Annotated in this window: 10 protein-coding genes; 9 read left to right on the top strand and 1 reads right to left on the bottom strand. The window is 47.5% G+C overall.

Annotation, left to right across the window (positions count from 1 at the left end):
- Positions 1-6: 6 nt before the first annotated feature.
- The 9 genes from fdhD (at position 7) to NL646_RS01515 (ending at position 12,544) form a co-directional block, all read left to right on the top strand.
- A complete protein-coding gene (gene fdhD, locus NL646_RS01555) occupies positions 7-837 on the top strand; it encodes a formate dehydrogenase accessory sulfurtransferase FdhD (protein ID WP_253663751.1) in 831 nt (276 codons plus the stop codon).
- Positions 838-1,243: 406 nt separating this feature from the next.
- Positions 1,244-2,638 (top strand): hexose-6-phosphate:phosphate antiporter, encoded by a 1,395-nt coding sequence (gene uhpT / locus NL646_RS01550; protein ID WP_005479317.1) that lies wholly within the window; start codon positions 1,244-1,246, stop codon positions 2,636-2,638.
- A gap of 139 nt (positions 2,639-2,777) precedes the next feature.
- On the top strand, positions 2,778-3,386 hold the full coding sequence (gene uhpA / locus NL646_RS01545; RefSeq protein ID WP_005394558.1) for a transcriptional regulator UhpA: 609 nt from the start codon (positions 2,778-2,780) through the stop codon (positions 3,384-3,386).
- On the top strand, positions 3,386-4,888 hold the full coding sequence (gene uhpB, locus NL646_RS01540; RefSeq protein WP_253663750.1) for a signal transduction histidine-protein kinase/phosphatase UhpB: 1,503 nt from the start codon (positions 3,386-3,388) through the stop codon (positions 4,886-4,888). The genes uhpA and uhpB overlap by 1 nt, the downstream gene beginning before the upstream one ends.
- A gap of 6 nt (positions 4,889-4,894) precedes the next feature.
- Positions 4,895-6,235: an MFS transporter gene (locus NL646_RS01535; RefSeq protein WP_005480243.1), complete on the top strand. Its 1,341-nt coding sequence runs from the start codon at positions 4,895-4,897 to the stop codon at positions 6,233-6,235.
- A gap of 124 nt (positions 6,236-6,359) precedes the next feature.
- Positions 6,360-7,577 (top strand): mannose-6-phosphate isomerase, class I, encoded by a 1,218-nt coding sequence (gene manA, locus NL646_RS01530; protein WP_253663749.1) that lies wholly within the window; start codon positions 6,360-6,362, stop codon positions 7,575-7,577.
- 360 nt (positions 7,578-7,937) lie between these two features.
- On the top strand, positions 7,938-9,200 hold the full coding sequence (locus NL646_RS01525) for a hydroxymethylglutaryl-CoA reductase (RefSeq protein ID WP_005480279.1): 1,263 nt from the start codon (positions 7,938-7,940) through the stop codon (positions 9,198-9,200).
- Between the two features lie 446 nt (positions 9,201-9,646).
- On the top strand, positions 9,647-11,209 hold the full coding sequence (locus NL646_RS01520) for a DUF1800 family protein (RefSeq protein ID WP_253663748.1): 1,563 nt from the start codon (positions 9,647-9,649) through the stop codon (positions 11,207-11,209).
- Positions 11,210-11,218: 9 nt separating this feature from the next.
- On the top strand, positions 11,219-12,544 hold the full coding sequence (locus tag NL646_RS01515) for a DUF1501 domain-containing protein (RefSeq protein ID WP_253663747.1): 1,326 nt from the start codon (positions 11,219-11,221) through the stop codon (positions 12,542-12,544).
- Between the two features lie 88 nt (positions 12,545-12,632).
- Here the strand turns inward: NL646_RS01515 and NL646_RS01510 are convergent, their stop codons facing one another.
- Complete coding sequence (locus tag NL646_RS01510; protein ID WP_005498926.1) at positions 12,633-13,727, bottom strand: ketoacyl-ACP synthase III; 1,095 nt, start codon at positions 13,725-13,727, stop codon at positions 12,633-12,635.
- Between the last annotated feature and the right edge of the window lie 40 nt (positions 13,728-13,767).

Genomic DNA, 13,767 nt, shown 5'->3' with positions numbered 1-13,767 from the left:
GATTTCATGAGATGTACTACTCAATCTTATTTTGAACTGTCCGATTTCAATCAAGCACCACCTCAACCAAGTGCGTTCAATTACCGAGAATTGATTGATGGCCGCCCAGTGCAACAAATGTCGCTGGCGAGTGAATCCGCCTTAGCTATCAGCTACAACGGCATTAGCCAAGCGGTCATGATGGTGACGCCAGGCCATCTGGAAGACTTCGTGAAAGGATTTAGCCTAAGCACAGGCATCGTCCACGACTTCAAAGAGATCAAAGACATTGAAATTGGTGGCGATCACGAATCTCACTATGCGGAAGTGGAAATCAGCAACCGCGCTTTCTGGGCGTTAAAAACACAGCGCCGAAATCTTGCCGGCACAACCGGATGCGGCATTTGCGGTGTCGAGGCTCTGGAACAAGCTTTGCCTGATTTAGCACCGCTAACACCGTCTCTTCCTCCGCGCTCCGATGTATTCGAAGGGCTGCGAGACAAAGTCACACTGCATCAAGAAGCCGCACGTGAATCTGGCGCGTTACACGCCGCCTTATTTGCAGATTTACAAGGCAACATCAAGTTGTGCCGAGAGGACATCGGCCGCCACAACGCGCTAGATAAGTTGATTGGCGCATTAGTCAACAATCACATCGAGCCTCAAAGTGGCTTCGCAATCATGACCAGCCGTTGCAGCTTAGAGTTGATCCACAAAGCCGTTCGAGCGCGTATCCCCACTCTGGTTTGCTTATCTGCACCTACAGCGTTAACCGTCGAATGGGCAAGAAGAAACCATTTGAACCTAATTCACTTACCAAAACACGGCTCGCCGCGTCTATACAGCCCTGCGCCTTAACACGTCAACCTAGCCGAATTCCTAATGTTTCTAACAGAGACCTCCGGGTTTCTGTTGTTTGCTTCTCGTTCCCAATTGATACTTAGCGACAAGCCACTATTCTCTCCAACCAAACGTGCTCACCCCTTGCCAGCACTAAGCTTGCGTATATTAATCTGCTTGCATTTGAACGCTTTCCAATCCGAGAAAAACCCTGTCAAAAACCCATAAATTAGTAAGGATTTTGTGTGACTCTTTTCACGCTTTTCCACCTTCCTAGGCAATTCTAGGAATTTTTCCTAGTCGATCTAGGCAACCATCTCATGTGCCTCACAAAACCACTCTCTAGAATTCCGCTCAGTCAAAGGTAACAAGAGCACATAACGGTCTCCGTTGTGTTTCTAAAACAATTACAAGAGAGTTCATCATGTTAAAATTCCTCGAACAGGTGCGGAAGCCGACCCTCGATCTTCCTGTCGAAGTTAGAAGAAAGATGTGGTTTAAACCGTTCATCCAATCTTACTTGGTCGTATTCATCGGCTACCTAACCATGTACTTGATTCGTAAGAACTTCAATGTCGCGCAAAACGACATGATCTCAACTTACGGTTTGAGCATGACAGACCTAGGTCTTATTGGCCTTGGCTTCTCCATCACATACGGCATCGGTAAAACCGTTGTGTCTTACTACGCTGACGGTAAGAACACCAAGCAATTCCTCCCTTTTATGCTGATCCTTTCTGGTCTTGCAATGCTTGGTTTCAGCTTCAGCATGGGCGGCGGTAGTGCAAGCCTGTTCTTGATGGTGGCTTTCTACGCTCTAAGTGGTTTCTTCCAAAGTACTGGTGGCCCTTCTAGTTACTCAACCATTACAAAATGGACACCTCGTAACAAGCGCGGCTCTTACCTAGGCTTGTGGAACATGTCACACAACGTTGGTGGTGCAGGCGCAGCGGGTGTTGCTCTTTTCGGTGCTAACTACCTATTCGACGGCCACGTAATCGGCATGTTCGTGTTCCCTTCTATTATCGCGATCATCGTTGGCTTTATCGGTATGCGCTTTGGTAGCGACTCACCAGAAGCTTACGGTCTAGGTAAAGTAGAAGAACTTTTCGATGAAGCAGTGAGTGAAGAAGACACCGCCGCTGAAGAAAACCAGATGACCAAAAAAGAAATCTTTGTTGAATACGTTCTTAAAAACAAAGTTATCTGGCTACTTTGCTTTGCCAACATCTTCCTTTACATCGTGCGTATTGGTATCGACCAATGGTCAACGGTATACGCGTACCAAGAGCTTGGTCTGTCAAAAGAAACGGCAATCTCTGGCTTTACTCTGTTCGAAGTCGGTGCGCTTGTCGGTACTTTGATGTGGGGTTACTTATCTGACTTAGCAAACGGTCGCCGCGCATTGGTTGCTTGTGTGTCTCTTGGTTTGATCATCGTATCGCTTGAGTTCTACCAACACGCAACAAATGAATTCATGTACTTGTCGTCTCTATTCGTACTTGGTTTCTTGGTGTTTGGTCCGCAACTTCTTATCGGTGTTGCAGCGGTTGGTTTTGTTCCTAAAAAAGCAATCAGTGTGGCTGACGGTGTGAAAGGTACATTCGCTTACCTAATCGGTGACAGCTTCGCGAAACTTGGTCTCGGTATGATTGCAGACGGTACACCAATCTTCGGTCTAACAGGCTGGAAAGGTACCTTCGCAGCCCTAGATACCTCCGCCATGATTTGTATTGTTTTGCTTGCTTTCGTCGCTATCGCGGAAGAGAAGAAGATTCGACACGCGAAGAAGCTTCAACTTGCACAAAACCAAGCCTAACTTCTCTGCGCGCTTTACTTCGGTAAAGCGCGCAAGATCATTAAAATGAGTTGATCAATTCAGTATCATTAAAGGTTTTTCTATTAGCTCCGTTTTGGGGCTTATTGTTGTTTGTTGTCTGCTCTATTTGGTTGTAATGATGATTCATGTTGCTCTAGTTGATGATCACGTCATCGTGCGTTCTGGTTTCGCACAATTATTAAATTTGGAAAGTGATATTACCGTTGTTGGTGAATTTGGTTCTGTCGCCGAAGCACGCACAGGCTTGCCTGCGGTACACCCACACGTCGTCATCCTAGATATTTCCATGCCCGATGAGAGCGGATTAAACTTACTGAGCGAAATTCCAACTGGCATTGCCTGTGTCATGCTAAGCGTGCACGACTCCCCTGCAATGGTGGAAAAATCACTAAAACTTGGTGCAAAGGGCTATCTAAGCAAACGCTGTAGCCCAGACGAACTTATTCAAGCCGTGAGAACCAGTGCGTCTGGCGGCTGCTATCTTACCTCCGACATTGCCATCAAATTGGCAACACCAAGTGACAAAGCTGCATCGCTTTGCCAGCTAACAAGACGCGAAAATGAAGTGTGCCAGCTTTTAGCCAAAGGGCTGGATGTAAAATCCGTCGCGGCTGAGCTTGGCTTGAGCCACAAGACCGTACACGTTCATCGAGCAAATGCCATCGACAAACTCGGCGTGAAAAACAACGTTGAACTCGCCAAACTATTCTCTCAAGAGTCCTTTTAATGCGAGCCTATTCTGTCACAACGATTTGTGGCCTGTTTGTTATGGCCTGTGCTTGGTTCTGTTTGTGGGTGATCGCCTACTACTTTGTCAACGATCCAGAGCTCGCCATTCTGCTTTTCCCATTCGCCTTACGATTGGGGATTGCGCTGCACACTCGCACCGCGTACTGGCCAACAATCTACGTATCAGAATGGGCGCTGACGATTGCACTTGCGACCCTATTAGAGCAACCTCAATGGCTCACCGTGCTGATCGCCAGCGTTGCCAGCATCCCTGTCACACTGATTGCGAAAAAATACTACTACGGTGACCAAAACCGCCACTTAGCCGTCATGGGCGTTGTGATCATCATTACCGCCTTCATCAACGTAATGGCGGTCGGCTTTCACGTGCCTTCTGTTTACATGGTGTGGTTAGCCAGTATTTCTGGTGGGTTGATGCTGGTTCCGATGTGCTACCTACTGTGGAACTACCTATTTCAAAGCCGATGGTCGCCTCTGACATCGCATCTTTTGAACAACACTGTGGTGTTCAGCATTCGACACATAGTGTTTTACGCCGTACTTCTTATCGGCAGCATTCTGGTGCAAACGAGTTTGCCTGAAGAGTTAAAACGATTTGCGCCATTTTGTATGGCTATCCCAATCATCGTGCTGGCACTTCGTTACGGCTGGCAAGGAGCCCTACTCGCCACCATGCTCAACAGCATTGCGCTGATTGCGGCTCGCAGCGGCGTATCGAATATAGAAATCACCGATTTGTTGTTGTCTCTTTCAGCTCAAACCATTACCGGCATCATGCTGGGTTTGGCGGTTCAAAAGCAAAAAGATCTCAACCACAAACTGCGTGGCGAGCTATCCCGCAATCAAAACCTGTCTCGTCAACTTATCGAAGCGGAAGAATCGGTAAGACGCGACATTGCCCGCGAACTGCATGACGAAATCGGCCAGAACATTACCGCTATCCGTACTCAAGCCAACATCATCAAGCGCATCGATAACGCGGAAATGAGCGCACATTGCGCAGATACCATTGAGGGACTTTCTCTCAACGTGTACGACACCACTAAGCGACTGTTAAGCAAGCTAAGACCCAAAATGCTGGATGATTTGGACTTAAAAGAATCCGTCGAGCAACTGACGCGAGAGATGGAATTCGCCAATCACGGAACGACTGTTCAACTGAACTGGCAAGGCGATTACACCAGCCTGAGTGACACACTCAAAGTCACCCTATTCCGTTTATGCCAAGAGTCATTAAATAACGCAGCCAAGTACGCAGAAGCGCAGTTGATCAATATTAAACTGACAATTGGAGAAGCTGCGGTGTCACTGATGATTCACGATGATGGTGTCGGCTTCAAAGTTCAGGACAGCATGAAAGGCATGGGCGTTCGCGGCATGCAAGAGCGTGTGCACGCATTGGGTGGGAAAATGGTTATCTACTCCACCAACGATCAAGTGATCGGCACACAAATCAGCATTACTTTACCTAAGGTGTAACTCAAGATGTTTGGATTTTTACGTTCACCTAAATTTACTCAACCGAGTCTGAGCAACGAGCAAATCGACCAGCGTTACCGCCATTGGCGTTTGCACATTATGTTGGGGATGTACATCGGCTACGCAGGTTTCTACTTTACCCGTAAGACCTTTAACTACGCCGCACCAGCGATGATTACCGATCTTGGCTTAGATAAAGGCGATTTGGGTCTTATCGGTACGCTTTTCTACATTACTTACGGCTGCTCGAAGTTTATTTCCGGTACGATTTCGGATCGCTCTAACCCGCGTTATTTCATGGGATTAGGATTGATTGCGACAGGTCTGGTCAACATCGCGTTCGGCTTTTCTAGCTCACTCGCGGCTTTCATTACTCTGTGGATCTTAAACGCCTGGTTCCAAGGCTGGGGCTGGCCTTCATGCTCCAAGCTGTTAACCACTTGGTATTCACGCTCCGAGCGTGGCTTCTTATGGGCGATTTGGAACACCGCACACAACGTTGGTGGCGCGCTGATCCCTATTTTGGTGGGCTATTTAACGTTGCACTACAGCTGGCGTGAAGGCTTTATTCTACCCGGCATCATCGGGGTATTACTCGGTCTATTCGTTTGTTGGCGATTGCGCGACAAACCCACAACAATGGGCTTACCAAGTGTCGGACAATGGCGCAACGACGCACTAGAACTTGCGCAAGAAAATTACGGACGTGGCCTCACCTACCGCGAAATTCTGAAATCGTACGTATTTAACAACAAATACATCTGGCTGCTCGCGTTCAGTTATGTGTTGGTTTACATCGTCCGAACCGCAATCAATGACTGGGGAAACCTGTATTTAACCGAGCAGCATCACTACAGCCTGATTAACGCCAACGCTGCTCTATCGATGTTTGAAATCGGTGGTTTTGTTGGTTCATTGGTTGCGGGTTGGGGCTCAGACAAACTCTTTGGTGGTAACCGTGGGCCAATGAACTTGCTGTTCGCGATTGGGATTTTCTTATCTGTCTCTGCGCTTTGGCTGATGCCTCTGACCAACTTTGCATTCCAAGCGGCGGGATTATTCTCCATCGGCTTCTTTGTCTTTGGGCCACAAATGCTGATCGGTATGGCGGCGGCTGAGTGCTCTCACAAAGATTCTGCCGGCGCGGCAACAGGGTTCGTGGGCTTGTTCGCCTACATGGGCGCAGCATTGTCTGGCTATCCACTGGCGTTAATTCTTGAAGAATATCATTGGACGGGTTTCTTCATCACCATTTCAGTTTGTGCAGCCGTCATTGGCCTTTTGTTGCTGCCATTTTTGCAAGCGCAACCATCACGAAAACCACTCGAACCAAAACCTCGGTTGTAAATCAACTTATCGCCCTTCGGGCAAATTGGCGAGTGACCTAACCGCGCTCGCCATCCTTATTTAACGTATCTCTGCTCAATTTTTCTTCCGATTCAGTTCGGAGGGTTAACTATGGGAAAAATTCATGAATTTGAACACTATTTCATCGCATAGCTTCTTTCAAATGAACAACAAAATCCAAAACTACGCTTGGGGAAGCACCTCTTCTATTCACGATTTGTTTGGCTTTTCTAACGAAACGAATGAGCCTCAAGCAGAAGTATGGATGGGGACTCACCCAAACGGCTGCTCTGAAGTTCAGATTGAACAAAACACGCTGCCTTTGTCTGAACTGATCAAACAAAACCAACCCGCTTACTTATCAGCAGAAACCGCAGCGAAATTTGGCGACCTGCCCTTTCTGTTTAAGATCTTAGCGGCCGAACATGCACTGTCGATTCAAGTTCACCCAAGCAAACAAGATGCCGAAATAGGTTTCGAAAAAGAGCAAAGTGCTGGCATCCCACTAAACGCGAGCCATCGTAACTACAAGGATCCAAACCACAAACCTGAGTTGGTGTACGCGCTGACAAGTTACCAAGCCATGAACAGTTTTCGTTCGTATGACGAGATTATTGAGGCATTTGGCCTTTGCGATATCGATGAGCTACGCGCACCGCTAGATGCCTTCAAACGCGAAGCCAACTCACAAGGTTTACGCGATTTCTTTGTGCACATTCTGACCATGGAAGGAGAAACAAAAGAGCGAGCACTGAAACAGCTTCTTGCCCACGCTTCACGTCAATCGGAGCAAGGCACTGACAGCGACGTTTTCCAGCTCATCTTGGATCTATCCACTCAATACCCCGGCGATGTCGGCTTGTTTGCGCCATTACTGTTGAATGTCATCACGCTGCAACCTGGCGAAGCGATGTTCCTGAGCGCAAGAACGCCACACGCTTACATTAAAGGTACGGGATTAGAGATCATGGCGAACTCAGATAACGTTTTGCGTGCAGGACTCACGCCGAAACATATGGATGTTGAAGAACTGGTTAAATGCACAGACTTTGTGCCTAAGCCGTTTAACAGCCTTGTTCTAGAACCCAATACCGATGGTTGCCAAAACCTTTACCCCGTTCCAGTGGCAGACTTTAGTTTCAGCATTCTTAACCAACCGAACAATGAAGTGGTTGAGGCTAACAGCGCAGAGATTTTGATGGCGATTGATGCCGACCTGACACTCATCAGTGATAACGGTGAGACATTAACCGCCGCGAAAGGACAATCGGTATTTGTTCCTGCTTACGTTGGCCATTACCGTATTCAAAGTGTGGGACGTGTGGCTCGCGCCTTTAACTAACTTCTGAATAACGGATTCAAGTTAGCGTCTGACCCAAGGGACTGGGTTAGACAATTTATTTCTTTCATAGATTGAGCCAGCCCGATTTGAAGGCAATCATGCTTATACCTTGTCGACTCCAAACACCAACAGTCTGAGCTCTCTAAGTTCTCTGAGAACCATAACCTCCCGATTCCTCTATTCACTGCACATCCATTGTCAAAACCCATTTATTTCCGGTAAATTCGCCGCTCCAATATCAAATCACTTGGATAATAAAGGCGCTTGCACAGTGGTATTTGTTGCAAAACGTATAATCAACGTTGTAATCAAAGCCCCAATCACTACAATCTCTGGTTCGATTTTTCAGTTAACGTTTGTATGCCGAAGTTAAACCAAGATAACCCAGTTCAAAGCTCCGCCCTTTCCGATATCGAAACCAGCAGTAAGATTCAATCGGCATTAGAACCGAAGTTTCACAAGCCAGAGAAACGTCTCTGCTTAAGCCCTGGCCTATCGGATAAGCATTTGGCGCGCCGTTGGCAAGTATTGGAACAAGTGACCAATAAAGATCATCTTCTTGATCCTTTCACACAGTCACATTGCGACGCTTACTCCAACAACATCGAGCACTTCATTGGTACTGTCAATGTCCCGGTCGGCATCGCAGGTCCTTTACGCGTCAACGGTTTGTATGCGAACGATGACTTTTTGGTTCCGCTCGCAACGACAGAAGCCGCGTTAGTCGCTTCCTACAACCGTGGCGCAAATCTTATTACCGCCGCTGGTGGCGCAAGCGCATTGTTGCTGAGTGAAGGGGTGAGCAGAACACCAGTGTTCGCCTTTAATAACCTTGCCAACGCTGGCCAGTTCGTCAGTTGGGTTGTGACCCAATTTGAAGTATTTCGTCAAATTGCGGAATCCACCACCTCACATGGCAAACTCAAAGACATCAATGTAAATATCGAAGGAAACCACGTTTATTTGGTCTTTGAATACGTGACCGGTGACGCTTCCGGACAAAACATGGTGACCATCGCAACAAACGAAGTGTTCCATCATATTTTGGCGACCAGCCCAATCAAACCAACTCAAGCATTCTTGGATGGCAACTTATCAGGCGACAAAAAACCAAACGCGCACACGCTGCGCTCTGTACGCGGTAAGAAAGTATCCGCCGAAGTGACCATTCCGGCTGAGTTGGTGGAAAAATACTTGCATACAACGCCGGAGTCTATGGTTCAATTTGGCAAAATGACCACGGTGGGCGGTTTACTCAGCGGGACGATTGGCGTCAACGCGCATTACGCAAACGCCCTTGCTGCGCTGTACATTGCTTGCGGTCAAGATGCCGCTTGTGTTGCAGAGTCTGCCATTGGTATCACTCGTATGGATGTGGACACTCAAGGCAACCTGTACGCGTGCGTGACCTTGCCAAACATCATGGTGGGAACGGTTGGCGGGGGCACTGGCCTTCCTACGCAAAAAGCATGTTTGGATATTTTAGGTTTGCACGGCAACGGCAAAGCGAAAGCCTTAGCCGAAGTCGCAGCTGCGCTTTGTCTGGCTGGCGAACTCTCGATTGTGGGAGCATTTTGTGCCGATCACTTCTCCCGAGCTCATCATAAATTAGCGCGTAAATAACTGACTCGCCGCTCAGAGAAGACCTTTTGTTTTTCTCTGAGCGCTGAACTTCTGCGGGGCACTTATTCAGCTCCTTCTCTTCGATAATTTTCTTTCATGGCTCATTCGTTTTAAACACCGAGTTCGCTCTCATCGATAAAGCCGCCTCTTTACATTGGGCAAAATTGACCGTCAGCTCCGTATCTGTTCACAATTATTCTCTTTCTTACGCGGTTTTTCTTTCTTTTTGTCTATACATAAAATTCAGTAAGTTATCTCAAATTACCAATTCCTGTCGTTACAAAATCGTACTATTTTCAGTAATTGTGTTTTTTATTAGTCACTTATAGCGACTATACTCACCTCTGCAGCTGCTTGATTTTTCTAAATTTATTTTAAAGCTCACACGAGCGTCACTACTCCCGTTAAATGGATTTAAGTCGTTCCTTTGGGTAAGCGAGTTAACTATGAGACGTCAGAAACAAAATGGAATTTCTTGTTGGGTGCTAGGATTCTTAGCCATGTTGCTCTGCTATGCAGGGCCCGTTTCCTCAGAAGAGGATTCCGCTAACTTCGTCAATGCGCGCTTTCTTTATCAAAGTACGTTTGGACCAACGCCAGCCTTGATTGATCAAGTCGAAGAAGTTGGCATTGAAAGTTGGATCAAACAACAACTTCTTCTTCCGGCGACCTATCATCGTCCTCTCTACGACGTTCCTTTTAGCAAAGGAGCACAAGCAAACCGAGAAAATGCTTGGTATCAAATTGTTCTCACATCAGAAGACCAGCTTCGTCAGCGAATGGCATTTGCGTTAAGCCAAATACTCGTGGTCTCGCGCTATGGCGGATCACTATCGAGCAAGCCAACAGGCCTAGTGGACTACTACGATGTGTTGGTGAAGCATGCTTTTGGCAACTATCGTGATCTTCTACACGAAGTGGCTATCCACCCGGCGATGGGCAACTACCTATCGATGATGGGCAGCACTAAGGAAAATCCTTCAACAGGCGCGCTACCGGATGAAAACTTTGCCAGAGAACTGATGCAGCTTTTTACGTTAGGACTTTACGAGCTAAACCTCGATGGCAGTGTAAAACGTGATCCTAAAACCGGAAAACCGCTGCCGGCCTACTCTCAAACTGATATCCAAGAACTGGCCCGTGCGCTAACTGGTTGGAAAAATTCAGACACGGCATTTGTTGAACCCATGCGCGTGATAAACAGCCGACATGATAACAACGAAAAAACCGTGTTGGGAACAACCATTCCTGCGGGTTTGACCGCCCAAGAAGAGCTCTCACAAGTGCTGGATATATTGATGTCTCATCCTAACATTGCGCCGTTTGTGTCGAAGTTTTTGATTCAACGATTCGTCTCTTCTAACCCAAGTCCGGAGTACGTTGCGCGAGTTGCTCGCGTATTCAACAACAACGGAAAAGGGGTAAAAGGTGATTTAAGCGCAGTGATCCGCGCGGTTTTACTTGATAACGAAGCCATGGGGTTAACCAACACGCCGCCAATGAAAGTGAAAGAGCCCATTTTGGTGCTCACCAACTTCCACCGAGCCGCAGGCTTTACACTTACCGCTGCGCGCTATGACGGAGCAACAACAGTGATGAACACCGCAGAACAAGGCGCACTGCGTTCTCCTTCGGTATTTAACTTCTACTCGCCAGACTATCAACCTTCGAATGAGTTTGTGCAGTCAGGCATGGTGTCACCCGAATACGAATTGCTCGATTGGTCAGTGTATACCGATCTGGTCAATTTCATGCTTAGTAGCACTCGCTCGGGTGGTGGTGATACTTATACGCTGGACTTTAGCGAACTGTATTCCCTACTCGATGATCACGAAGCTCTCGTTGAGCGTGTCGATGAACGATTCTTTGCGGGCACGGCTTCGCCTGAACTCAAAGCGCTTTTGCTAGAAGTATCGAATGATTATCGAACCGATTACGTACCAACAACAAAACTCGCACTCGTTATCTTTACTGCGATTTCTGGCGATGAGTTTTACATTCAGGATTAGGGGTGAATTATGGACATTTCGAGACGCAACTTTCTAAAAAGCACCGCATCGTTTGGGGCGATCGCTTCACTCGGGTTGCCGGGTTATTCACTTGCCGCGCCTTCAAATGATTTCCGAGCGCTGATCTGTGTGTACTTAGCTGGTGGAAACGACGCGATTAATACCATATTGCCGCTATCTGATTTTCACTACAACCAGTACGCCAATGTGAGAGGATCTCTTTCTGTTGCCAAAAATACCATTATTCCCATCGGATTGAATGCCCACGACGCAAACAACAACGCCGTTCCGCTTGGGCTGCATCCTAAGTTGTCGGCACTTGCTCCACTATTCCAACAAGGCGATGCTAATTTGGTGCTCAATAGCGGCATTCTCAACCAACCTGTGACAAAACAAGCCATCGAACAAGGTGATGTTCCATTGCCAGAGCAGCTGTTTTCTCACAATTCACAGACCGCATCTTGGCTGCGCGGTGGGATGGATGCTTCTACGAATTTAGGTTGGGCTGGACGCATGCTCGATGTGCTAACGTCAGACGCTCAAATAACACCGCTGTATAGTGTGCATGGCGATACGTTGTGGTTGAAGGCCATGGAGCACCGTCAGACCGTACTCAAAAAAGACAAAGCAGTTCAATTGACTGCGGTTGGAAATCCACTTTACGAAGAGATTTATCAAAAATTGCTCTCACAAAGCGCAGATAACCCGTTCAGTGGGCATTTTAATTTGATGGTCGACGAATCCATGATGATGAGCAACATCCTCGCGGAGCAGCTAAAACTGATCGACGACGCGCCTTTATTCTCCTCTTCTACACTCGGCAAACAAATGCAGACCGTGTACAAATTGATCGCCAGCCAGAGTGCGCTTAGTCAGCAGCGACAAGTGTTCTTTGTAAAACATACAGGATACGACTTACATGACTCGCAACTCGCGCGACACCCTTTGTTACTCGAAGATCTCGCCACCAACCTAAATGCCATGTATCGCGCAGTTGATAAGCTAGGTATGAGTAAAAACGTGACCACGTTTACGATGTCTGACTTTGGTCGACGAATGACCAATAATGGTAACGGTACCGATCACGGCTGGGGCGGTCATCAGTTATTGATAGGTGGTGCGGTAAATGGCAGTGCGCCGATCGGTACGTGGCCAGAGTTAACACTTGGAGGGCAAGATGATTACTCAAAAGGTCGATTGATTCCGGCTATTGCTGCAAACCAAGTTGGCTCAACTCTCGCACAGTGGATGGGCGTGAGTGACAATGCCGCACTGGAATACGTATTCCCGAACATCCGTAATTTCACCACATCTAACCTAGGCTTTATGGCTTAAGCTAAGCGGCTTAGTTTCGTTTATTTAATTGTCAAAAAAGGGAGCGCAGTGCTCCCTTTGCAATATCATCTATGTTAACGAACGTTCATTAAACTTCGTCACGACGACGTTCGTTACAAAGCTTGATAGCACGCTCAAGCAATTCTAGCGCGGATTGCTCACACTCAGGCAAAGCCGCATCACTTTCACCAATTGGCGTTACGCGGTCACCCCACTTCAGCACTGCAGCACCCCACGTCAAACCTGCACCAAACGCAGCCAGAAGCATGTTATCGCCAGGATTTACTCGGCCTTGCTCTACCGCTTCACACAATGCAATTGGCACCGTTGCCGCAGAGGTATTGCCGTAGTTTTGAATGTTCACAAACGCTTTGTCTTGAGGAATACCGGAAAGGTCGCACAGCGTTTGAATAATACGGATGTTCGCTTGATGCGGAATCACCACATCAATTTGTTCCGTCGTCAACTGAGATGCTTTTAGTACGGTTTTCGCCGCCAGGCCCATGCCTTTCACTGCGCGTTTGAAGATCTCTTGACCCACAAAGTTGAAATCCCAGTAACCGTTATCTTCCGCAAAGCGGTCCATACAAGTACCAAACTTCGGCACAGAAAGAATATCGCGACCTTTGGCATCACAACCAATTTGCGATTGCAGCAAGCCCGTTTCTTTCTCTGTGCGAGATAGAACCACCGCGCCAGCACCGTCACCAAATAGAACCGCGGTATCACGCATCGCCCAGTCAATGTAGAAAGACAAACGTTCCGCACCGATGATGATGGCGTGTCGGTAGTTACCGGACTGAATCAAACGCGTGCCCGTTTCTAGGCCGTATACAAAACCGGTACATGCTGCGTTTAAGTCGAAAGCCGCCGCTGAGCGAATGCCCAGATTTTGCTGCACTTTAGACGCAATGTTTGGAATAAGTGAATCAGGAGAGCACGTTGCAACAATGATTAGGTCGATTTCGCTTGCTTCAACGCCTGCTCTTGCCAACGCATGCTGAGCGGCTACTGTCGCCATATCTGAAGTATTTACATGGCTAATACGGCGATTTTCGATACCTGTTCGGGTGCGAATCCACTCATCTGAAGTATCAAGGAAAGTGCTAAGATCATCGTTAGAGAGCACGGTTGGCGGAACACATTTCCCCCAACCTGTAATTTCAGCGTAGTAATTTGTCATCGCAGACCTATTTATTGTTGTATTTTAATGAAATATCTAA

Source organism: Vibrio sp. Y20_XG_PY13, from assembly GCF_024181925.1.
Classification (GTDB): Bacteria; Pseudomonadota; Gammaproteobacteria; order Enterobacterales; family Vibrionaceae; genus Vibrio; species Vibrio parahaemolyticus.
The sequence above is the reverse complement of the archived record's forward strand: the minus strand, read 5'-3'. Positions and strand labels throughout refer to the sequence as shown.